The organism is Microbacterium sp. B35-30, assembly GCF_010634855.1.
Taxonomy (GTDB): domain Bacteria; phylum Actinomycetota; class Actinomycetes; order Actinomycetales; family Microbacteriaceae; genus Microbacterium.
This window is the reverse complement of record NZ_MWLQ01000003.1, coordinates 91,708-113,131: the sequence shown is the minus strand read 5'-3', so window position 1 is coordinate 113,131 and position 21,424 is coordinate 91,708. Positions and strand designations below refer to the sequence as shown.

At 67.6% G+C, this 21,424-nt stretch carries 22 protein-coding genes and 2 tRNA genes; 9 read left to right on the top strand and 15 right to left on the bottom strand.

Annotated features, from left to right (window positions below):
- Nucleotides 1-48: 48 nt before the first annotated feature.
- Genes B2K11_RS01945 through B2K11_RS01935 form a run of 3 tightly spaced genes read right to left on the bottom strand, consistent with a single transcriptional unit; the run spans nt 49 to nt 1,672 of the window.
- A complete protein-coding gene (locus tag B2K11_RS01945) occupies nt 49-696 on the bottom strand; it encodes a gamma-glutamyl-gamma-aminobutyrate hydrolase family protein (RefSeq protein WP_163616301.1) in 648 nt (215 codons plus the stop codon).
- On the bottom strand, nt 693-881 hold the full coding sequence (locus B2K11_RS01940; protein ID WP_163616299.1) for a hypothetical protein: 189 nt from the start codon (nt 879-881) through the stop codon (nt 693-695). The genes B2K11_RS01945 and B2K11_RS01940 overlap by 4 nt, the downstream gene beginning before the upstream one ends.
- Nucleotides 881-1,672: a class E sortase gene (locus B2K11_RS01935; RefSeq protein WP_239525591.1), complete on the bottom strand. Its 792-nt coding sequence runs from the start codon at nt 1,670-1,672 to the stop codon at nt 881-883. The genes B2K11_RS01940 and B2K11_RS01935 overlap by 1 nt, the downstream gene beginning before the upstream one ends.
- Nucleotides 1,673-1,727: 55 nt before the next feature.
- Here B2K11_RS01935 and B2K11_RS01930 point away from each other — a divergent pair, with 55 nt between their 5' ends.
- On the top strand, nt 1,728-1,967 hold the full coding sequence (locus B2K11_RS01930; protein ID WP_045301992.1) for a cell division protein CrgA: 240 nt from the start codon (nt 1,728-1,730) through the stop codon (nt 1,965-1,967).
- Nucleotides 1,968-2,172: 205 nt separating this feature from the next.
- Here the strand turns inward: B2K11_RS01930 and B2K11_RS01925 are convergent, their stop codons facing one another.
- Nucleotides 2,173-3,084: a rhomboid family intramembrane serine protease gene (locus B2K11_RS01925; RefSeq protein WP_163616296.1), complete on the bottom strand. Its 912-nt coding sequence runs from the start codon at nt 3,082-3,084 to the stop codon at nt 2,173-2,175.
- A gap of 165 nt (nt 3,085-3,249) precedes the next feature.
- Nucleotides 3,250-3,822, bottom strand: coding sequence for a peptidylprolyl isomerase (locus tag B2K11_RS01920; protein ID WP_163616294.1), 573 nt, complete (start codon nt 3,820-3,822; stop codon nt 3,250-3,252).
- Nucleotides 3,823-3,917: 95 nt separating this feature from the next.
- Between B2K11_RS01920 and B2K11_RS01915 the strand changes: the two genes are divergently transcribed.
- Together B2K11_RS01915 and B2K11_RS01910 are read left to right on the top strand one after the other, a co-directional pair.
- Nucleotides 3,918-4,484 (top strand): DNA helicase, encoded by a 567-nt coding sequence (locus B2K11_RS01915; protein ID WP_163616292.1) that lies wholly within the window; start codon nt 3,918-3,920, stop codon nt 4,482-4,484.
- Entirely contained in the window at nt 4,477-4,974 is a 498-nt protein-coding gene (locus tag B2K11_RS01910) for a YbaK/EbsC family protein (protein ID WP_163616290.1), read from the top strand. The genes B2K11_RS01915 and B2K11_RS01910 overlap by 8 nt, the downstream gene beginning before the upstream one ends.
- 16 nt (nt 4,975-4,990) lie before the next feature.
- On the opposite strand, the gene B2K11_RS01905 is transcribed toward B2K11_RS01910, so the two are convergent.
- From B2K11_RS01905 to dnaA, 10 genes are all read right to left on the bottom strand, one after another.
- The gene (locus B2K11_RS01905) at nt 4,991-5,428 is read right to left on the bottom strand and encodes an NUDIX hydrolase (RefSeq protein ID WP_163616288.1); all 438 of its coding nucleotides are present in this window, start codon (nt 5,426-5,428) and stop codon (nt 4,991-4,993) included.
- A gap of 78 nt (nt 5,429-5,506) precedes the next feature.
- A tRNA-Ala gene (locus tag B2K11_RS01900) sits at nt 5,507-5,579 on the bottom strand.
- Nucleotides 5,580-5,590: 11 nt separating this feature from the next.
- Nucleotides 5,591-5,664, bottom strand: a tRNA-Ile gene (locus tag B2K11_RS01895).
- Nucleotides 5,665-5,749: 85 nt separating this feature from the next.
- Nucleotides 5,750-6,154, bottom strand: coding sequence for a DUF3566 domain-containing protein (locus B2K11_RS01890; RefSeq protein WP_163616286.1), 405 nt, complete (start codon nt 6,152-6,154; stop codon nt 5,750-5,752).
- Nucleotides 6,151-8,790 (bottom strand): DNA gyrase subunit A, encoded by a 2,640-nt coding sequence (gyrA, locus tag B2K11_RS01885; RefSeq protein ID WP_163616284.1) that lies wholly within the window; start codon nt 8,788-8,790, stop codon nt 6,151-6,153. Before gyrA ends, B2K11_RS01890 begins: the two co-directional genes overlap by 4 nt.
- Nucleotides 8,791-8,855: 65 nt before the next feature.
- Nucleotides 8,856-10,889 carry a DNA topoisomerase (ATP-hydrolyzing) subunit B gene (gyrB, locus tag B2K11_RS01880; RefSeq protein WP_163616282.1) on the bottom strand — a complete coding sequence of 678 codons (2,034 nt, stop codon included), beginning with the start codon at nt 10,887-10,889 and terminating at the stop codon, nt 8,856-8,858.
- A gap of 121 nt (nt 10,890-11,010) precedes the next feature.
- Nucleotides 11,011-11,547, bottom strand: coding sequence for a DciA family protein (locus B2K11_RS01875; RefSeq protein ID WP_163616281.1), 537 nt, complete (start codon nt 11,545-11,547; stop codon nt 11,011-11,013).
- Nucleotides 11,540-12,748 (bottom strand): DNA replication/repair protein RecF, encoded by a 1,209-nt coding sequence (recF, locus tag B2K11_RS01870; RefSeq protein WP_163616279.1) that lies wholly within the window; start codon nt 12,746-12,748, stop codon nt 11,540-11,542. The genes B2K11_RS01875 and recF overlap by 8 nt, the downstream gene beginning before the upstream one ends.
- A gap of 118 nt (nt 12,749-12,866) precedes the next feature.
- A complete protein-coding gene (dnaN, locus tag B2K11_RS01865; protein ID WP_163616277.1) occupies nt 12,867-14,021 on the bottom strand; it encodes a DNA polymerase III subunit beta in 1,155 nt (384 codons plus the stop codon).
- A 479-nt stretch (nt 14,022-14,500) separates the two neighbouring features.
- Nucleotides 14,501-15,934, bottom strand: coding sequence for a chromosomal replication initiator protein DnaA (gene dnaA / locus B2K11_RS01860; protein WP_163616275.1), 1,434 nt, complete (start codon nt 15,932-15,934; stop codon nt 14,501-14,503).
- A 309-nt stretch (nt 15,935-16,243) separates the two neighbouring features.
- Between dnaA and rpmH the strand changes: the two genes are divergently transcribed.
- From rpmH to rsmG, 6 genes are read left to right on the top strand one after another with little or no spacing between them, the layout of a single operon-like run.
- Nucleotides 16,244-16,381 carry a 50S ribosomal protein L34 gene (gene rpmH / locus B2K11_RS01855; protein ID WP_055952712.1) on the top strand — a complete coding sequence of 46 codons (138 nt, stop codon included), beginning with the start codon at nt 16,244-16,246 and terminating at the stop codon, nt 16,379-16,381.
- Between the two features lie 8 nt (nt 16,382-16,389).
- A complete protein-coding gene (gene rnpA / locus B2K11_RS01850) occupies nt 16,390-16,725 on the top strand; it encodes a ribonuclease P protein component (RefSeq protein WP_163616273.1) in 336 nt (111 codons plus the stop codon).
- Nucleotides 16,722-17,078 (top strand): membrane protein insertion efficiency factor YidD, encoded by a 357-nt coding sequence (gene yidD, locus B2K11_RS01845; protein WP_163616271.1) that lies wholly within the window; start codon nt 16,722-16,724, stop codon nt 17,076-17,078. Before rnpA ends, yidD begins: the two co-directional genes overlap by 4 nt.
- An 8-nt stretch (nt 17,079-17,086) precedes the next feature.
- Nucleotides 17,087-18,250, top strand: a complete 1,164-nt coding sequence (gene yidC / locus B2K11_RS01840; RefSeq protein WP_163616269.1) for a membrane protein insertase YidC — start codon at nt 17,087-17,089, stop codon at nt 18,248-18,250.
- 25 nt (nt 18,251-18,275) lie between these two features.
- On the top strand, nt 18,276-18,794 hold the full coding sequence (locus B2K11_RS01835) for a R3H domain-containing nucleic acid-binding protein (RefSeq protein ID WP_163616267.1): 519 nt from the start codon (nt 18,276-18,278) through the stop codon (nt 18,792-18,794).
- A gap of 41 nt (nt 18,795-18,835) precedes the next feature.
- Nucleotides 18,836-19,459 (top strand): 16S rRNA (guanine(527)-N(7))-methyltransferase RsmG, encoded by a 624-nt coding sequence (rsmG, locus tag B2K11_RS01830; RefSeq protein WP_163616266.1) that lies wholly within the window; start codon nt 18,836-18,838, stop codon nt 19,457-19,459.
- Nucleotides 19,460-21,424 lie beyond the last annotated feature (1,965 nt).

The window sequence follows — 21,424 nt, the reverse complement described above, 5'->3', positions numbered from 1 at the left end:
GGCGGAGCTCCGCCGTGGCGAGAGGGATCAGGCGTCGCGGCGGGGGGCTCAGGGATCGCGGCGCGGGCTCAGCGTGGCGCCGCGGGCCGCGGCATCCGTGTATCCCACCGAGGCGAGCCAGTTGCCGAGCAGGCGATGTCCGCCCTCGGTCAGCACGCTCTCCGGGTGGAACTGCACGCCGACGATCGGGGCGGTGCGGTGCGCGACGCCCATGATGACGCCGCTCGCCGTGCGGCTGGTCACCACGAGCTCGACGGGAAGAGTCTCGGGGACGATCGCGAGCGAGTGGTAGCGCGTCGCGGTGAACGGGTCGGGCAGCCCGCTGTACAGCGGCGACCCGTCGTGATGCACGAGCGAGGTCATGCCGTGCATGAGCTCGGTGGCGTGGTCGACCGTTGCACCGAACGCCTCGCCGATGGCTTGGTGGCCGAGGCACACCCCCAGGAGGGGGATGCCGCCTGCCGCCGCGGCGCGGACGACGGCGATCGACGCCCCGGCGTCACCCGGCGTGCCCGGACCCGGCGAGACCAGCACACCCGGCCGACCCTCGATGGCCTGCGCCGCGTCGGAGATCGCGTCGGCCTCCACCAGGTCGGTCTCGGCGCCGAGCTCGTGCAGGTACCCGACCAGGGTGTGGACGAAGCTGTCATGGTTGTCGACGACGAGGATGCGCGACGACGACGATCCCGCGCTCACGACACCGGCGCACCGGCCGGCGCGACCGGAAGGGTGACCGTGACCTCCTGCGGGTTCACGAACTGGCTCACCCACGGGAATGCGAAGAACAGCAGCCCGTAGAGCAGCGCCGCCACGAGCACGAGCAGAATGAGCACCCGCACCCACCAGGGTCCCGGCAGTACCCGCCAGAGTGCCCCGTACATCAGGCCACCGCCTGGAGGGACGGCGGCAGCTGTCCGGCGGATCGCGGAGTGAACGACTCGAACACGCCGTAGGCGACGATGCGCTCCGTCATCGACAGCTTCGGGCTGCAGCTGGTCAGCGTGATGTACGCGGTGCCCGCGGGGACGTCCATGGCCTGCGGGACGGGCAGGAGCACCTCGACCTCGTCCGGGCGGACGTACTGCAGCGTGCGGAAGCGATACGTGTACCAGCCCTCTTGCGTCTCCACCACGATGGCGTCGCCGACGTGCAGCTCTGCGATGCGGTTGAAGGGAGCGCCGAACGTCGTGCGGTGGGCGGCAAGGGCGAAGTTGCCCGGCTCGCCGGGCATGCTGGTGCCCGGGTAATGGCCGATCCCGATCGTGTCGAGCGTGCGGGCACGCGTCACGCCGCCCGCCATCGGCACCGCGTAGTCGTCGCCGAAGCGGGGGATGCGCATGACCGCGAACTCCTGCGCGTCGGCCGGCTCGGACAGCAGGGGCGGCGGTGCCGTGACCGGCTCGGCCGGTGCGGCGGCATCGGGGGTCGGCGCCGCGACCGGGGCCTCCTGCTCGAACTGCTCGGCCCACTCCTGCGACAGCTCCGTGCCCTCGGCGTTGCGCTCGGCGCCGTAGATCAGATCGCCGACCCAGAGCTGCCAGACCACATAGAGGAGGACGATGACGCCGGCGGTGATGAGCACCTCGCCGATGACGCCGACGACCGACGTGCGCCGGCGCGGCGTTCGTCCCCTGCGCGCGGCGCGCCCCAGGTCGGACACGGCTTCATCCACAGGCCGATTCTCCCACAGCACAGGTGAGGGCCGGCTGGCAGTTAGACTCTTGACCATGGCACGACCCGGCAAAGACGACGACTCGCTCGTCGAGCGCGCAGAAGGCGAAGCCGCACCCAATCCGGTGTGGTTCAAGCCGATCATGATCGGACTGATGCTCATCGGCCTGGTCTGGATCCTCGTCTTCTATCTGAGCGGCATGGCGTTCCCGATTCCCGACATCGGGGCGTGGAATCTGGTGATCGGCTTCGGAATCGCCTTCATCGGCTTCCTCATGACCACGCGCTGGCGATAGCGAACCCTGCGAACGAGAAACCCCGGTCTATGACGACCGGGGTTTTTCCGTGCCCGGATGCCGGGAGTCGCGGCGCGCGGGGCACTGCGGGAGCGGCATCCGGAGTTGTTAACAAGTCTGTTAACACCTGTGAATTACACGGCTGTCATTCTCCCCAGGCTGTGGATGAGCCTGTGGATAACTCCGGCCCGAGCGGGGGAGAGGTCTACCCGAGGACGAGGGCGGGGAACAGTGCCGGCACGAACAGCAGGGCCACCAGCCCGGCGGCGACCGCGACGAGCAGGCCGATCTGCAGCCTGCGCTGTCGCACCGCGCGCGTGCGCGTGAAGATGAACGCGACCAGCAGGCCGGTCAGCAGCCCGCCGAGGTGCGCCTGCCACGACACCCGCACGCCGCCGCCGTACAAGAGCGGCAGGAACGTGATGACGAGGTTGATCCCCAGCACCACGGCGATGCCGGTGATGTTCGCACCGATGTGACGTCCGATGATCAGCAGCGCGCCGAACAATCCGTAGATCGCACCGGACGCTCCCACGACGAAGGTGTCGAAGCCCAGCAGGACGACGGCGACCGAGCCGCCGAGACCGCTCAGCAGATAGAGGGTGAGGAATCTGCCGCGTCCGAGGAGTGGCTCGAGGCTGCGCCCGAGCATCCACAGCGCCAGCATGTTGAGCGCGACGTGCCAGATCCCGTTGGAATCGTGCACGAAGAGCACGGTGATCAGTCGCCAGGGCTCGAAGACGCCGAACCAGGCGGGGTAGAGGTACGCCGGGGTGAACATCAAGGCACCGGTGACGGTGTCACCGAACCCGGGGATGAGCTGCAGCAGGTACACGAAGGCGGTGATGCCGATGAGCGCGTACGTGACGATCGGTCGCCCCGACGACGCCGACACCGCGCGCGGACGCGACCACTGGCGCTCCGCCTTGCGCTGAGCGGGCGACTGCGCCTTCTGCTGATCGCGCAGGCACTCGGGGCAGACGACGCCGACGGCGGCCGGCGTCTGGCACTCCGGGCAGATGGTGCGCAGGCAGCGCTGGCAGAGCACGAAGCTCTGCCGGTCGGGATGCCGGTAGCAGAAGTTCTCGCGGTTGCGCTGGAAGTCGTCGGTGGTCACGCGGCGCCCGTCTCTGTTTGTGGGCTCAGGGTTTGTGGGCTCAGGGGTTTTCGTGGACTCAGGTTTGGTGGGCCCGGGTACTCGTGAGCTCGGGCGCGGAACGCAGACCCGCGGGGATCCGGGCTTGCAGCGGCGATCGCCGCCGCAAGCCCAGTACCCGGAGGATCAGACCGAGGCGATGTCGATCGACTCGATGACGACCGGCTCGACCGGGCGGTCGCCGGCGGCCGTCGGCACCTCGGCGATGGTGTCGACGACGGCCTTCGAGGCGTCGTCGGCGACCTCGCCGAAGATCGAGTGCTTGCCCTGCAGCCACTCCGGTCCGCGGCCGCCCTGGCCGGGGACGGTGATGAAGAACTGCGAGCCGTTGGTGCCTTCGGGCTGGCCGGTGATCGCGTTGCGGCGGAGGCCCGCGTTCGCCATGGCGAGCTTGTACGGCGCGGTGAAGGTGAGTTCGCCGTTGATCTCGTCGTTGAAGTTGTAGCCCGGTCCGCCGACGCCCTGGCCGAGCGGGTCGCCGCCCTGGATCATGAAACCCGAGATCACGCGGTGGAAGATGACGTCCTTGTACAGCGGGCCCTCGCCCGGCTTGCCGGTCGCCGGGTGCGTCCACGCCTGCGAACCGTCGGAGAGCCCGACGAAGTTCTGCACGGTGCGGGGGGCGTGGTCTCCGAACAGGTTGACGACGATGTCGCCGTAGTTGGTGTGGATCGTTGCGACAGCGGTGTGAAGCGGCATTCCTACATTGTCTCAGAGTTCGCTGCAACCCCTCCCGTCTCGGCGGTGGTCTGGCAAGATGGGGAGACGACATCCCCACGACAGGGAGGGCAACCGTGAGCGTCAGCCGCAAGCGCAAGAAGGAACTCGAGAAGCTTCAGAAGCAGGCCAATCAGCTGTGGGAGACCCAGCAGGTTTTGGTGGGTGAGGCCGCGTCCGTCGCACGGGAGGCCAGTCGGCAGCTCGGACACTTCGGCCGGGAGCAGGTCAAGCCGCAGGTGCAGGCGGGTTACGAGAAGTACGCCGCACCCTATGTCGACAAGGGTAAGAAGGTCGTGAGCGGCACGGTCATCCCGGCAGCCGGTGCCGTGGTCGGCTCCGCGCTGTCGGTGTGGGATGCCGCGAACGACACGCGCGCGCACCTCGCCGGCGGTCGCGCACTGCCCGACAAGAAGACGTACAGCAAGAAGGCCGACAAGTACGCCCGCGAGGCCACCCGGTACCTCTCGGCTCGCCTCGAGCGTGCCGAGCCCCAGAAGAAGGGGATCGGCGCCGGCGGCGTGATCGCCATCATCCTGGGTGTGGCGGCCGCGGTCGGCGTGCTCTACGCCGCGTGGCAGACGCTGCGCGCCGACGACGAGCTGTGGGTCGCCGACGACCCGCTGCGCGCCCCGGATGCCTGAGCCCACGACCGGCGAGACACTGACGGGGGTCGACCGCGTCCGCGCGGCGGCCTCCGCTCGCGGCCTGGCGATCGAGATCCGCGAGCGCCCGGCCGCGAACAGCCTGCCCGAAGCCGCCGCGATCCTCGGCATCCCGGCCTCGGGCATCGTGAAGACCCTCGTGGTCAAACGCAGCGACGACACTTACCTGTTCGCGCTGATCCCTGGTGACCGGGCGATCTCATGGCCCAAACTGCGCGCGGTCGTCGGGGTCAACAAGCTGCAATTGCCGGATCCGGCGCGCGCCCTGGCCGCGACGGGATACGAGCGCGGCACGATCGTGCCCCTCGGGAGCACTCATGACTGGCCGATCTACGCCGACAGCGAGATCGTCGGTCAGCGCATCGCGATGGGGGCGGGTGCGCACGGCTACAGCATGTTCGTCGACGCCGATGACCTCGTCGCCGCCTACGGTGCGACGGTCGCCGACATCTCGCAGCCGACCGACTGACGGCGTGCTCCGCCGGTCAGCGCACCGGCAGTTCGAGTCCGGCCATCTCCAGGGCGATGTCGACCAGCTTCACGCGCTGCAACGCGCGCACCTCTGTGAGCGCGAACCACTCGGCGCGATCCGTCGTGCCGTTCGTCTCGTTGCGCAGTCGTCCCCCGGTGATGTGTGCGCGATAGACGATGCGCAGGGTATGCAGCGGACGGTCGGCGCCGGGAATCAGCCGCCTGCCGGGCGGGATCACGCGGGAGTGGATGCCCAGCAGCGCATCGATCGCCACCCGGTATCCGGTCTCTTCCCTGACCTCGCGGCGTGCGGCCCGCTCGGGGTCCTCGCCCTCTTCGAGTCCGCCTCCGGGCAGCGTCCACGCGGAGCGCCGTCCCTCGTTCCAGTGGGCGAGCAGCATGCGGTCGTCTTCGTCGATGATCACCGCGTAGGCCGCGACGCGCAGGTCCATGCTTCACCATACCCACGGGAGAACTCTCGGGAAACGAGGAAAGCCGGCCCCACGCGGGAGCCGGCTCTCTTCACGTTGTGGAGCCTAGGAGATTCGAACTCCTGACATCCTGCTTGCAAAGCAGGCGCTCTACCAACTGAGCTAAGGCCCCGGGGCAAGGTGTGGGGCTACCAGGACTTGAACCTGGGACCTCTTCATTATCAGTGAAGCGCTCTAACCGCCTGAGCTATAGCCCCGAATGTCTGCGGAACTGCGTTCCGCAACCTCCAAGACTTTACCCGACGCAGCCCGATTTCACGAATCGAGCCCGTCGAGTTTCCGTCAGTTCGAGGTGAAGCCGACGAGCAGCCCGCCGGTCACCTTGACGGCGAGGTTGTAGATGCCCGCGATCACGGCGCCGAGCACCGTGACGACCACCAGGTTGAGGATTGCCACGACGGCCGAGAAGGCCAGGACCTGCGGGAAGCTCACGAAGTCCGACAGCAGGATGCTGCCGTCGGTGAAGCTCGAGAAGAACTCGTCGGCCTTGCCGATGAGACCGGTGGTCGACACCACCAGGTACACCATCACGAACGCGACGACCGTCACCACCGCGATCGCGATCGCGGCCAGGAAGGACAGCTTCACCGCGGACCAGAAGTCCACGTACACCAGGCGCAGGCGCACCTGCTTGGCGCTGGTCTTGTGACTCGATTTCTTGGCGAGCTTGTCGGCTACCGTGCTCATGCGTCAGTGCTCTCTTCGGGGGTCTCGGGGGAGGCATCCGACCCGTCGGTGTCTACTGATGACGGGGTCTCAGGTGACGCGGCCTCTGGGGCTGCGTCAGCGGCGTCCTCGGGTTCTTCGGCGAGGCCGCGTTCCCCGTTGCGGGCGATCGCGAGGATGCGGTCGTCGCCGCCGGAGCGGGCGAACACGACACCCATCGTGTCTCGACCCTTGGCGGGGACCTCGGCCACGGCAGAGCGTACCACCTTGCCGCTGGCAAGAACCACCAAGACCTCGTCGTCCTCGGAGACGATCAGACCGCCCGCCAGATCGCCGCGATCGTCGCTCAGTTTGGCCACCTTGATGCCCAGTCCGCCGCGGTTCTGCACTCGGTACTGGTCCACTGAGGTGCGCTTCGCGTAGCCGCCTTCTGTCACCACGAAGACGTAGCCCTCGTCGGTCGCGAGCGATGCCGAGAGCAGGCTGTCGCCGGCACGGAAGTCCATGCCCTTGACCCCCGACGTCGAACGGCCCATCGGACGCAGCGCCGAATCGGTGGCCGAGAAGCGCAGCGACATGCCGTGGCGGCTGATGAGCAGGATGTCGTCACCCTCGTCGACCAGGAGGGCGCTGACGACCTCGTCATCGGGGCCGGCGGCCTCGATCTCGTCGCCCTCTTCGGGAACCTGCCCGCGGAGCTTGATCGCGATGATCCCGCCCTGCCGGTTGGTGTCGTACTCGGTCAGGCGGGTCTTCTTCACGAGGCCGTTGCGGGTGGCGAGCACCAGGTACGTCGCGACGGAGTAGTCCCGGATATCGAGGATCTGGGCGATCTCCTCGTCGGGCTGGAGCGCCAGGAGGTTCGCGACGTGCTGACCCTTTGCGTCGCGCCCCGCCTCCGGAACCTCGTACGCCTTCGACCGGTACACGCGGCCCTTGTTCGTGAAGAACAGCAGCCAGTGGTGGGTCGTCGTGACGAAGAAGTGCTCGACCACGTCGTCCGCACGCAGCTGTGCACCCTTGACGCCCTTGCCGCCGCGGTGCTGCTGGCGGTAGTTGTCGCTGCGCGTGCGCTTGATGTAGCCGTCGCGAGTGACCGAGACCACCATCTCCTCTTCGGGGATGAGGTCTTCCATCGACATGTCGCCGTCGAAGCCGTGGAGGATGTGCGTGCGACGCTCGTCGCCGAACTTGTCCACGATCGCCGTCAGCTCGTCGCGGATGATCGTGCGCTGGCGCCCGGGCTTCGCGAGGATGTCCTGGTAGTCGGCGATCTGGCGCTCGAGTTCCGTGGCCTCGTCGATGATCTTCTGTCGTTCGAGTGCGGCCAGGCGACGCAGCTGCATCTGCAGGATCGCTTCGGCCTGCACGTCGTCGATGTCGAGGAGCTTCTGCAGGCCCTCGTTCGCCTCCTGCACGGTGGGCGACCGGCGGATGAGCGCGATGACCTCGTCGAGCGCGTCGAGCGCCTTGAGGTATCCGCGCAGGATGTGCATGCGCTCCTCGGCCTTGCGCAGCCGATAGGTGGTGCGCCGGACGATGACGTCGATCTGGTGGTCGACCCACAGCGCGATGAAGCCGTCGAGCGCGAGCGTGCGCGGCACGTTGTCGACGATCGCGAGCATGTTCGCGCCGAAGTTCTCCTGCAGCTGCGTGTGCTTGTACAGGTTGTTCAGCACGACCTTGGCGACGGCATCCCGTTTCAGGACCACCACCAGGCGCTGACCGGTGCGGTCGGAGGTCTCGTCGCGGATGTCGGCGATGCCGGTGATCTTGCCGTCGCGCGCGAGGTCGCCGATCTTCACCGCGAGGTTGTCGGGGTTCACCTGGTACGGCAGCTCGGTGATCACGAGGCAGGTGCGACCCTGGAGCTCTTCGATCGACACCACGGCGCGCATCGTGATGGAGCCGCGCCCGGTGCGGTACGCCTCGCGGATGCCCTTGGTGCCGAGGATCTGCGCGCCGGTCGGGAAGTCGGGGCCCGGAATACGCTCCATGAGCGCGTCGAGCAGCTCCTCGCGCGAGGCGTCCGGGTGCTCGAGCGCCCACAGCGCACCCGCGGCGACCTCGCGCAGGTTGTGGGGCGGGATGTTGGTCGCCATGCCGACCGCGATGCCGACGGAGCCGTTCACCAGCAGGTTCGGGAAGCGCGCCGGGAGCACCGACGGCTCCTGCGTCTGCCCGTCGTAGTTGTCCTGGAAGTCGACGGTCTCTTCTTCGATGTCGCGCACCATCTCGAGCGCGAGCTGAGCCATCTTCGTCTCGGTGTACCGCGGGGCGGCTGCGCCCATGTTGCCGGGCGAGCCGAAGTTGCCCTGGCCCTGCGCCAGCGGGTACCGCAGCGACCACGGCTGCACGAGGCGGACCAGGGCGTCGTAGATCGCCGTGTCGCCGTGCGGGTGGTACTGACCCATGACCTCGCCGACGACGCGGGCGCACTTCGAGAACGACTTGTCGGGGCGGAACCCGCCGTCGTACATGCCGTAGATCACGCGGCGGTGCACCGGCTTCAGGCCGTCGCGCACATCCGGAAGCGCGCGGCCGATGATGACGGCCATCGCATAGTCGAGATAGCTGCGCTGCATCTCGAGCTGGAGGTCGACCTGGTCGATGCGGCCGTGATCGTGCTCAGGCTCGGGGCGTTCGTCTTCAGCCATGTCTCGTCTTTCGTCTTCTGCGTTTCGTCTGTCTGTGCTCGCTCAACGACCGGGTCGACGCCCGGTCAGATGTCGAGGAAGCGGACATCCTTGGCGTTGCGCTGGATGAACGTGCGGCGGGACTCGACGTCTTCGCCCATCAGCACCGAGAAGATCTCGTCCGCGGCGGCGGCGTCGTCGATCGTCACCTGGCGCAGCGTCCGGGTGGTGTGATCCATCGTGGTCTCCCACAGCTCCTTGGCGTTCATCTCGCCGAGGCCCTTGTACCGCTGGATGCCGGAGTCCTTGGGGATCCGCTTGCCGTTGGCCAGCCCGTCCTCAAGGAGCGCGTCGCGCTCCTTGTCGGAATAGACGTACTCGTGGGCAGCGTTGGTCCACTTCAGGCGATACAGCGGGGGCATCGCGAGGTACACGAAGCCGGCCTCGATGAGCCCGCGCATGTAGCGGAACAGCATGGTGAGCAGCAGCGTGGTGATGTGCTGACCGTCGACATCGGCATCCGCCATCAGCACGATCTTGTGATAGCGCGCCTTGTCGATGTCGAAGTCCTCGCCGATGCCCGTGCCGAAGGCCTGGATCATCGCCTGGACCTCTTTGTTGGCCAGGGCCTTGTCGAGGCGTGCGCGCTCGACGTTGAGGATCTTGCCGCGCAGGGCCAGGATCGCCTGCGTGTGCGGGTCGCGCCCCGAGACCGCGGAGCCGCCGGCCGAGTCGCCCTCGACGAGGAAGATCTCGCTGATCGAGGGATCCTTGCTGGTGCAGTCCTTCAGCTTGTCGGGCATCGCCGCCGACTCGAAGACGCTCTTGCGACGCGCGGTCTCGCGCGCCTTGCGTGCAGCCATGCGCGCGCTGGCCGCATCGATCGCCTTCGTGATGACGCGCTTGGCCTGCACCGGGTTGCGCTCGAGCCAGTCGCCGAGCTGGTCGCCGACGACCTTCTGCACGAACGACTTGGCCTCGGTGTTGCCCAGCTTCGTCTTGGTCTGACCCTCGAACTGCGGCTCCGACAGCTTCACCGAGATGACGGCGGTGAGACCCTCGCGGATGTCGTCGCCGGTGAGGTTGTCGTCCTTCTCCTTGAGGAGGTTCTTGTCGCGCGCGTACTTGTTGACGAGCGTCGTCAGCGCCGCACGGAAGCCTTCTTCGTGCGTACCGCCCTCGTGCGTGTTGATGGTGTTCGCGAAGGTGAAGACGTTCTCGGTGTAGCTCGTGGTCCACTGCATCGCGAGCTCGAGCGAGATGTGGCGCGTGGTGTCTTCCGACTCGATCTCGATGATCTCGTCGTTGACGACGTCGGCGTGACGCACCTTGTTCAGGTACTCCACGTAGTCGACGAGACCACGCTCGTAGTAGAAGTCGTCGTACGGCTGGCGCTCTTCCGACCCGCCGCCCTCGGCGTCGGTGACGTACGCCGAGGCGGGGCGCTCGTCCGACAGCGTGATGCGGAGCCCCTTGTTGAGGAAGGCCGTCTGCTGGAACCGGGTGCGCAGCGTGTCGTAGTCGTAGTGCACCGACTCGAAGATCGTGTCGTCGGGCCAGAACTCGATGACCGTGCCGGTCTCTTCGGTGGGCTGGCCCTTGGCCAGGGGCGCCTGCGGCTGCCCGCCGTCGCGGTAGGACTGCCGCCAGACGTAGCCCTCGCGCTTGACCTCGACCTCGAGGCGCGTCGAGAGCGCGTTGACGACCGACGAGCCGACGCCGTGCAGACCGCCCGAGACGGCATAACCGCCGCCGCCGAACTTGCCGCCGGCGTGCAGCACGGTCAGAACCACCTCGACGGTCGACCTGCCCTCGGTGCGGTGGATGCCGACCGGGATGCCGCGGCCGTTGTCGACGCAGCGGATGCCGCCGTCGGGCAGGATCGTGACGTTGATGGTGTCGCAGTACCCGGCCAGCGCCTCATCGACGGAGTTGTCGACGATCTCGTAGACCAGATGGTGCAGGCCGCGCTCACCGGTCGAGCCGATGTACATGCCCGGGCGCTTGCGCACCGCTTCGAGACCTTCCAGGACCTGGATGTCGTCTGCCCCGTATGCGTTGGGAGCCTTCTCGGGCGTTTCGGGTTCCTCGGAAACGTTATCGGGGGTGTCAGACGTCATCTTCGCGAGGGCTCCAAATGCTTCGACGGGTGCCCTGACAGTCTATCGGGTAACGGCCCGATCACAGCGCTCTACGCCCATCTGAGCGCATGAAAGTTGCTCGGATGACTCAGAACGTGACTCATCCGTAGGTATCGCGCGGACCGCGGCCTGGAATCGTTCTAGGACCCCATTTCCAGGAGGGGACGTCCGGCCCGATGAAGCGGACCGCATCCACCTTCGCCTCGGGGAAGCGGCGGACGATCTCGGAGAGGATGTGGGCGCGCATCAGCTGGAGCTGCTTCGCCCACGCCGTGGAGTCCGCCTGGACCGTCAGCGACCCCTCCGAGAAGGCGACCGGACGGGTGTGACGCGCGGTGTCTTCGCCGGCGACCTCCGCCCAGGCGCGGACGACGTCCTCACGGGCGAGCTGGCCGTTCCACCCTGCCTCCCGCGTGAGGTCGGCGATCACGTCGCCCACCCCGCGGGGGTCGCGACCCGGCGCGAAAGGGATGTTCTCGTCATCCACCGTGCGACGCCGTCGCTTGCGGAACGACCGCCCGGACGGCTCGAGTCCGCGAAGCCGCAGGTACGTCGCGATCGTCTCAGGGATGTCGGACCGGTCGGGCACGCCCTCCGCACCCGCCCCGGTCCCTGCGCCTGTCGAGGGGTCAGGCATCCGTCGGCTCCGCATCGCCCGGATCGAGGATGCGGCCCGCTTCCACCCGCACCATCCGCGCGCGCAGCGCCTCGGGCACATCTCCTTCGACCGCGGCGGTCACCACGACCTGCTCGTAGCCGGCGGCGAGCTGCGCGAGCCGGGCGCGGCGGTCGGTGTCGAGCTCGGCGAACACGTCGTCGAGGATGAGCACCGGATCGCCGAGGCGCGAGTCCGCCCGCAGCAGCTCTGCCGACGCGAGACGGAGCGACAGCGCGACCGACCACGACTCGCCATGGGACGCATAGCCCTTCACCGGAAGTCCGCGGATCCGCAGCAGCAGGTCGTCGCGGTGCGGCCCGACAAGGGTGAGCCCGCGCTCGAGCTCGGAGGTGCGCTTGGCGGCGAGAGCCTGACGGAAGAGATCCGCGATGCGCTCCGCCGACGTGCCGGCCGAGTCGGGGGGGGAATCGGGCGAGGAGGCCGGCGCTGAGCCGCCGTCGCCGTCCTCATCGGTCACCGCGCCCGCGACCGAGAGCGCCCACTCGATCTCGGGACGGTGGTCGGCGCCGGCGATCGCGGTGTACGCAGCAGCGAGCGGAGTCGCCAGGTCGGTGGCGAGCGCGAGCCGCGCCGAGATGAGCTGCGTGCCGAGCGAGACCAGCTTGTCGTCCCACACGTCCAGCGTCGAGAGGGCGTCGCCGCGGATCCCCCGCGCCTTCGCGGATTTCAGCAGTGCGGTGCGCTGCTTGAGCACGCGGTCGTAGTCGGAGATGACACCGGCCATGCGCGGCGTCCGCTGCACCAGCAGCTGATCGGCGAAACGTCGGCGGGCGGACGGGTCGCCGCGGACGATCTGCAGATCCTCCGGTGCGAAGAGCACCACCTGCGCGTAGCGGGGCAGCTCGGTCGGCTTCACCGCCGCACCGTTGACCCGGGCCTTGTTCGAGCCCTGCCGGTTGACCTGCGCCTCGAGCTGCACCCGGCGTTCACCGTGCGCCAGCCGTGCCCGGATGATCGCGGCCTCCGCCCCGTCGCGGACCATCGGCGCGTCGTTCGAGACGCGATGCGACCCCAGCGTCGCCAAGAACCCGATGGCTTCGGCGAGGTTGGTCTTGCCCTGACCGTTGCGGCCGACGAACACGTTCGGCCCGGGCCCGAGCTCGACGTCGGCGGCCGCATAGTTGCGGAAGTCGACGAGACTCAGGTGCTCCACGATCACTGCGTCAGCCTAGTTCGAGTGTGCGACGTTTCGTCTCGCTCGTTCCTCGCTCGCTGAACGACCGGTGCGGGTGGCTCGATTGAGCTTGCGGTGGCTGAGGCTGTCGAAGCGAGTCGGATCAGCGCAGGAGCAGGTTCGGCTGCAGCAGGTAGCGGAACGAGTCCGAGCCGGCCCGATCGACCGAGGTCTGCGGGGTGATGAGCACGGGGCTCAGCTTGTTCGCGTTCTCGCTCGAGGTGAACGTGATGCGCACGAACTCGCTCTTGACCGCACCGAGGGACTCGAGCAGGTACTGCGGGTTCAGGCCGAGCGTCACATCGTCGCCGCCCAGGAGCGTGGCGTCGACGGACTCGGTGGCACGCGCCTGCTCGGTGCCCGAGGCATCCATCGACACGCTGTCGGCGGTGAAGGTGAACCGCAGCGGCGCGGAACGGTCGAGCACGAGCGACACGCGTCGCACCGCCTCGGCGAGCTCGGCGGTGTTGACGACCGCGTGGTGCTCGGTGGCCTCGGGGAACAGTCGCCGCACGGGCGGGAAGTTGCCCTTGATGAGCAGCGACGTCACCGTCTTGTTGCCCGCGGTGAACGCGATGATCTCGCGGTCGCCCGATCCCGAGAACGCGATCGAGATGTCGCCGCCGTGCGCGAACGTCTTGCCGACCTCGGTGAGCGTGCGTGCTGGAACGAGCGCCGTGGTCGACTCATCGGTCGCGGTGCCGCCGCCGTCCCAGGGGATCTCGCGCAGCGCCACACGGTAGCGGTCGGTGGCCACGAGGCTGAGGGTGGTTCCCGACACCTCGAGCTGCACACCCGTGAGGACAGGCGTCACGTCGTCGCGCGACGCGGCGAAGGCCACCTGGGCGATCGCGGTGGCGAAATCCTCGGAGGGCACGAGACCCGAATCGCCGGTGACCTCGGGGATCGCCGGATACTCCTGCACCGGCATGGACGAGAGGGTGAACCGTGCCGAACCGCACGTCAGCAGAATGCCGCCGTCGTCGTCGACCTCGATCTGAATGGGCGCGTTCGGCAGACGGCTCGCAATGTCCGAGAGCAGCCGGCCGTGGACCAGGATCGTGCCCGGGTCATCGACGGTCGCCTCGATCGTCGTGCGCGCCGACGCCTCGTAGTCGAACGCGGCGAGCGAGAGGCCCTCGGCGGATGCCTCGATCAGCACGCCCGCCAGGATCGGCTGCGGGTTGCGCTGCGGCAGGAGTTTGACGACGAACGATACGGCTTCGCTGAACACATCGCGGTTGACGTGGAACTTCACGAACGCTCCCTCTGCAGCGGGCCCTTCGACTGCGGGCTCGGGGTTCTCATGCTAGTGCCAGCCCTGAGGATTGCCAGCCCGGTCCGTCCCGTGAGGGACTCTCCCCCGCAAAGGTGATGGGACGGGTTCATCAAAGAGATTTCTTGTCATGGTGTTAACGACTGTGGAAACTGTGGACAACTCCGGCGTCGCCAGTCGGGACACGGAAACCACAAGAGTGTGAGTTGTGGAACGGCTGCGGAGGGATGTCGGGAAGTCGGATGCCGCGGCCCCCGGCATCCGCAATCCATCCACAGGCTTCCCCCGCTCGTTCACAGGAGTTTCCGCAGGGTTGGAGAGTTATCCACAGGTTTTCCACACTGTGCAGAACCGAAATGATGGCCCTGCTCGCGGCACGTGTCAAGAACTTTTCGAGGCATATGCACGGAAGGGCCCGCGCGTCTTCACGCGCGGGCCCTTCGCAGGCTGTATGTCGTCCGTCAGCGACCGTTGCGGCCGAGCTGAGCGGTGATCTCGGTCACCTGGTTGTAGATCGACCGGCGCTCCTTCATGAGCTCGCTGATCTTCTTATACGCGTACATCACGGTCGTGTGGTCGCGATTGCCGAACAGCTGCCCGATCTTGGGCAGAGACAGGCTCGTGCGCTCGCGGCACAGGTACATCGCGATCTGGCGGGCCTGCGCGACCTGCTGCGAGCGGCTGGACCCGTAGAGGTCGTCGACGGTGAGCTTGAAGTAGGCGGCCGTCGCCGTGATGATGTCGGTCGGCGAGACGACGTTGGCGTCGTCCTGATCGACGATGTCGCGGAGCACCGTCTGTGCCAGGGACATGTCGAGCGTCGAGCGATTGAGACTCGCGAACGCCGAGACGCGGATGAGCGCGCCCTCGAGCTCGCGGATGTTCGATGACACCACCGTCGCGATGTACTCCATCACCTCGTCGGGGATGTGGAGGCGCTCGGACTGCGCCTTCTTGCGGAGGATCGCGATGCGCGTCTCGAGGTCGGGCGCCTGCACGTCGGTGATGAGGCCCCACTCGAAGCGGCTCCGCATGCGGTCCTCGAAGCCGGTGAGGTGCTTGGGCGGCACGTCGCTCGTGATCACGACCTGCTTGTCGTGATCGTGCAGCTGGTTGAACGTGTGGAAGAACGCCTCCTGCGTCTCGGCGCGGCCCTGCAGGAACTGGATGTCGTCGATCAGCAGGATGTCGACATCCCGGTACCGCGCCTGGAAGGCCGAGCCGCGGTTGTTGGCGATCGAGTTGATGAAGTCGTTCGTGAACTCCTCGCTCGACACGTACCTCACCCGGATGCCCGCGTACAGGCTCAGTGCGTAATCGCCGATCGCGTGGAGAAGGTGGGTCTTGCCCAGCCCGGAATCGCCGTAGATGAACAGCGGGTTGTACGCCTTGGCCGGCGCCTCGGCGACCGCGACCGCCGCGGCATGCGCGAAACGGTTGGACTGGCCGATGACGAAGTTGTCGAACGTGTACTTGGGGTTGAGGCGGGTATCGCTGCGGGAGACGGATGCCGGCTCCGCAGGCTCGTCGACGTGCGGGCGCGCGATCGGCGCGGACGTCTGAATGACCGGCGCGGTGGACTGGATCTGGATCGGCGCGGTCAAGTGGGCGTCGGCGAGGTCCGGATTGACGACCACACGGAAGTTCGAGGCCGGGTCCTGGACGTCCTGCCCGACGCGGGTGAGCGCCTCGAGGATGGGCGCGCGCATGCGCTTGGTGAACTGCGCGGCGGTCAGATCATTGGGAACGTCGAGGTACAGCGTTCCCCCCATCACGCCTTGCGGCACCGCGAGGCTGATGAAGCCGTGGAGCTGCGGGGTGATGCGATCGTCGCGCACGAGTTCGTCCAGTACGGCCGTCCAGACCGGAACGTCTGGAACTTCGTGCGGTGTCATGGCCCCCCCGGGTTGTCGATGATTCCACCGGAAGCCGCTGAAACGTCCGTCCAGGCCTGTGGATAACTGCCGGAGCCACGCTAGTCAGGAGGCGTCGCGTGAGCAAACTCCACTGTAGATCCGCCCTGCGTGTCGGTGCCAGGGTGGAATGCATCCCCGGTGCATAATGACACGTTCTGCGCTCGGTTTGAGTTCTCGGGCAACACGACGTAGCCTTAATCGGTTGACTTATGCCCTCGCGGCAGTCGCCCCTGTACACACGTCCCCGGTCTCGAGCGTCCCGGTGACACCTGATCGGAAGTAGTTCCCATGAGCAAGCGCACCTTCCAGCCCAACAACCGTCGTCGTGCCAAGAAGCACGGCTTCCGTGCCCGCATGCGCACGCGCGCGGGCCGCGGCATCCTTTCGGCTCGTCGCGCCAAGGGGCGCACCGAGCTCTCGGCCTGAGCCGAGCGGTGCTCGGGAGGCGGAACCGACTCACCCGCGGAGCGGAGTACAAGGCCGTCGTCCGTCGGGGCCGTCGGTGCGCCGGAGCGCACACCGTGACATACGTGAACCGCGCTGTGACCGATGGTCCGGCGCGGTTCGGTTTCATCGTGAGCCGGCGGGTGGGTGGCGCGGTCGTGCGCAACACCGTCCGCCGTCGCCTCAAGGCCCTCTGCTACGAGTCGCTCGCAGCCGTCCCGCCCGGTGATGACATCGTGATCCGCGCACTGCCCAGCGCAGCCTCCGCGTCCTTCGCCGATCTGCGCAGCGACGTCGAGAAGTGCCTGGCACGGAGGACCCGATGAGCGTCCTTCCCGCGTATACCCTCGGCGACGCCGAGTTCTCGGCATCCGATTCGCTCCGCAGCGTCCCGCTTCTCCCCCGTAACGCGGTCCTCGCACTGTTGCACGGCTACCGCGCCACGATCTCGCACACCTACGGCGACGTCTGCAAGTACTACCCCTCGTGCTCGGCCTACGCGGTCGGCGCAGTGCAGCAGCACGGTGCCGTGAGAGGTGCGGCGCTCACCGCAGCGCGCCTCGCCCGCTGCCACCCGTGGGCCGTCGGCGGCGTCGATGACGTGCCGCCCCACCAGAACTTCCGGCACGAATTGACCCGTCACGGGTTCGTCGTGCCCGCCCCCACCGGAAAGGACTGATCCTCCACATGGATCTCTTGTCAGCCCTGGCTTCGACGCCCTCGCCGTCCCCCGCAGCGCCGAGCGGCGGCTTCGATCTCTTCGGGATCATCCTGTGGCCGCTGAAGTGGGCCGTCGAGGCGGTACTCGTCTTCTGGCACTGGTTCTTCACGGCGATCGGCCTGCCGGCCGCCGACGGCATCACCTGGGTGCTGTCGATCGTCGGCCTGGTGATTGTCGTTCGATCGGCGCTCATCCCGCTCTTCGTGCGCCAGATCAAGAGCCAGCGCAAGATGATGGAAATTGCTCCTGAACTGCGGAAAGTTCAGGAGAAGTACAAGGGCAAGAAGGATCAGCTGTCTCGCGAGGCCATGAGCCGCGAGACCATGGCGCTGTACAAGAAGCACGGCACGACCCCGGTGTCGAGCTGTCTGCCGCTCCTGGTGCAGATGCCGGTCTTCTTCGCGCTGTACAGCGTCTTGAGTGACGTCACCAAGCACTACGCCGCCGGCATCGGCGGCGTCGGCCTGCTCAACGCGGAGCTCACGGCCGAGTTCTACAACGCGAAGCTCTTCGGCGTCGCGTCGCTGCATGAGACGCTGATCGACGCCTTCAACACCGGCAACACCGCGGCCATCGCGATCCTGCTGACGCTGGTGGTGCTGATGATCGCGTCGCAGTTCTTCACGCAGCTGCAGATCATCTCGAAGAACCTCTCCCCCGAGGCCAAGACCGGCCAGGCGTACCAGATGCAGCGCATCATGCTCTACGTCCTCCCGCTGGGCTTCATCTTCTCGGGCGTGTTCTTCCCGCTCGGCGTCGTCATCTACTGGTTCGTGTCGAACCTGTGGACGATGGGCCAGCAGTTCCTGGTCATCCGCGAGATGCCGACCCCCGGTTCCGACGCGGCCAAGGCGCGCGAGGAGCGTCTGGCGCGCAAGGGCAAGGCGCTCGATGCATCGGGCAAGGTCGTGCCGATGGAGAAGTACCTTGCCGAGCAGCGCCGTCTGTACGAAGAGGCCGAGAAGGCCAAGGCCGCGACCCCCAAGCGCCAGCAGCCGGTGAGCAAGCAGCGCGCCAAGAAGCAGGCGCAGCAGAAGCAGCCTGGGCAGAAGGCCGCCGGCCCGGCGGCCGGTGCCGCCGGTGAGACCGACTCCCCTGGCGCGCCCGGCTCCACCGGCTCCGCTTCCTGACCCGACGTCCTACGAGGATCACGCTATGACCACCTCCCCTGAGTACGCACCCGTCGACACGCGCGAGGAGCGGGTTCCCGCCACCGTCGCGCAGCTCGAAGAAGAAGGCGACATCGCCGCCGACTTCATCGAGGGTCTCCTCGACATCGCCGACATCGACGGCGATCTCGACCTCGACGTCCGCGCCGGCCGTGCCTATGTCTCCGTCGCTGCGCCGTCCGGCGGATCGGTGGCGCTCATCGCCGCACCCGACACCGTGCAGGCGCTGCAAGAGCTGACGCGCATCGCCGTGCAGAACCGCACCGGCCGGTTCTCACGCCTCATCCTCGACGTCGGCGGTTCACGCGACGCCCGCCAGCACGAGCTCGAGGCGCTCGTCGACCGCGCGATCGCGCGGCTGGAGGACGGCGCTTCGCAGGCCTCGCTGCCTTCGATGTCGAGCTACGAGCGCAAGGTCGTGCACGACATCGTCGCCGATCGTGGCTTCGTGTCGGAGTCCTACGGCGAAGGCGCCGACCGCCACACCGTGATCCGTCGCGGCTGAGCCGCGCGTTTCACGTGGAACATCTGAGCTCGGAAGCATCGATGATCGAGATCGAGCAGGAGCCCGCGGCCGCTGCCGAGATCTTCGGCGACCGGATCGAGGTTGCGCGCGCGTTCGCAGACGCACTCGGACGGCATGGCGAGGAGCGCGGCCTGATCGGCCCCCTCGAGCCGCCGCGCCTGTGGTCACGCCACATCCTGAACAGCGCCGTCATCGCACCGCTGTTCTCCGGTCGCGTCGGTGACGTGGGCTCGGGAGCCGGTCTTCCCGGACTCGTGCTCGCCATTGCGCGGCCCGATGTCGAGTGGGTTCTGATCGAGCCGATGGAGCGCCGCGTCGCGTGGCTGTCGGAGCAGGCCGACGCGCTTGAGCTCGCCAACGTCGAAGTGGTTCGTGCGCGGGCAGAGGACTGGAAGCGTGGTCCGGTGCTCGACGTCGTCACCGCCCGCGCGGTGAGCGCGTTGCGCACCCTGGTGCCGATCACCGCTCCCCTGGTCCGCTCCGGCGGCGAGCTCATCCTGCTGAAGGGTACGAGCGCCACGAACGAGATCGAGGCCGCCGAGAAGCAGCTCCGCAAGTTCAAGGTGACGAACGCGCGTGTCGAGGTCGTCGGCGAGGACCTGCTCGAGGAACCCTCACGGGTCATCCGCGGCACCGTTCGCTGATCCCGATCAGCCGCCGGGGAGCGGTGAGCCAGCAGGCCGTGCGCACGGACGGGGTGGCCTGGGTGTAGCCGTGGCGGGCAGCCGTGGGATGCGGCCGGGGCTGGTTCCATCTCCGCGATGTTTCACGTGGAACGTCGGTGAGTCCGCCTCTGGGTCCGGTCCGAGCATCGCATCGCGGTGTCGCAATGGGTCGGCCAGCGCCGATTGAGGTCGTGCACTCCGTCCTTCGTGGCTCGGGTGTTCCAAAGGAACTCCATGGAGCGATGTTTCACGTGAAACGTTCGCGCCTCTGATAGGGACGTTCTGTGAATCGGCTCTCGCGCAGGTTTGCCGTGAGGTCGATTGGTACGACAACACCGTGGCCGGGGATATTGCCCGGCGACGTTCGACTTCCTGGTTTCACGACATCGAGGTTCACGCGGGCGGGGTCGCAGGCCGTTTGGCCCTGAGCGGTCGACGCGGGCACGACGACGACACAACATTCCGGTGCGCGCGCAGGAGACGGTGCGGTCAGGATGCACCACTCCCCCAGGAGCTAGGGGGCATCGGATGTCGCGATGACGAAGGCGTCAATCATGGCTCCACGTTGCTGGCAACGGAAGCACTGCCTGCGGCGAGTTCCTGCGCGAGATCGTCGCCGAGCTGAGGCCATGCGCGGACGTCTGCATTCAGATCGCCGGAGCGTGGTGTGCAGGGGCCTTGTCGAGATCATCGACGGCGGCCCCAACACTTCGACGCCGCGAATGGGTGCCCGCAGGGGGTGAGCGCACGCCGATCGATGATCAGCTCAGGGAACAGCTCTCTTCGCTGCTCATTACAACCCAGCGGTCGCGCCTGTCCGTTCGGCTCTGACCGGCGCGGTGCCGTCGGCCGCAGAGCCGGCGACGGGACGAGCGTAATGAGCCAATCGGCGCCGTAGACGAGGGCGATGGTCGTGATAACGGCTGCTAGGGCGAGCAGCAGACGGCCACCTCGAGACATGAGGCTCCATCGCCACAGTGAGCCACGCGCCGTGGGAACTGGCGGGCGTGACGGAGGATGGCGAGGCGGTGACGGGCACCGTCGTGGGGTCGACGACGTCTGCAGGAGCAGTTGGGGCAAATCTGGTAGGACGACTCTCGTTTCGTCACCCGCTTCCCGCGGAACGTCGGCGGATGCGTGTGTCCGCCGCGGGGGGCTCCCGAGATCGGTGGGGCGTGTGAGAGCCAGAGGGTCGCGGTTGATGTCTGCCGCGGGATCACGGGCGCACAACCGCAGTTTGCGGAGCCGGTTGCGCGTCGGACGAGTCGCCGGACGTCTGCATCATCCGGTGCGTCCGCCTCTGGGTTCGTAGGTTCCGAGCATCGCATCGCGGTGTCGCGATGGGTTGGCAAGTGCGAGCCGAGGTTTTGCGTTGCCGTCCTGCGTGACTCGGGCGTGCGACGAAGCTCCATGGACCGATGTTTCACGTGGAACGCCCGCGCCTCTCGTGGCGACGTCCTGTGAATCGGCTCTCGCGCAGATTCACCGTGGGTCGGTTGGTGCGCACCGTGTGGCCGGGGCATTGCCAACGGAGCCTCATGACGCGAGTTGGCCGCCTGCCGCTCGCCCTAGCAGCGACTATGACGACCATCGTCCTCATGAGGCACGACGACCCGAAGGTGTTGGACGCCGGCCACACGTCGACACCGTCGTGCGGGTCGAAGCCGCGCAGCGTGGCGAGGCCTCTCCCCACCTGGGCTGCCTCGGGAGGCTCGAGCAATCGAAGGATCTGCTCGTCCGCCGGGATTCCGGTGGGTTGCAGCGTCGGCACGGGTGGACGGCTCCACGATGAACGCCGCGGTTGCCACGACCAAGCCCGCGGCGACGCCGATGACAGCGCGACGATCGCAGGCCGGGCGTACACCGCGTCTGATCCCGCCGCGGCGCTCGTCAACGCGAGCTCCGACGCCCGAAGGGGGGAGCTCCCTATGTGCGCCCGGTAGA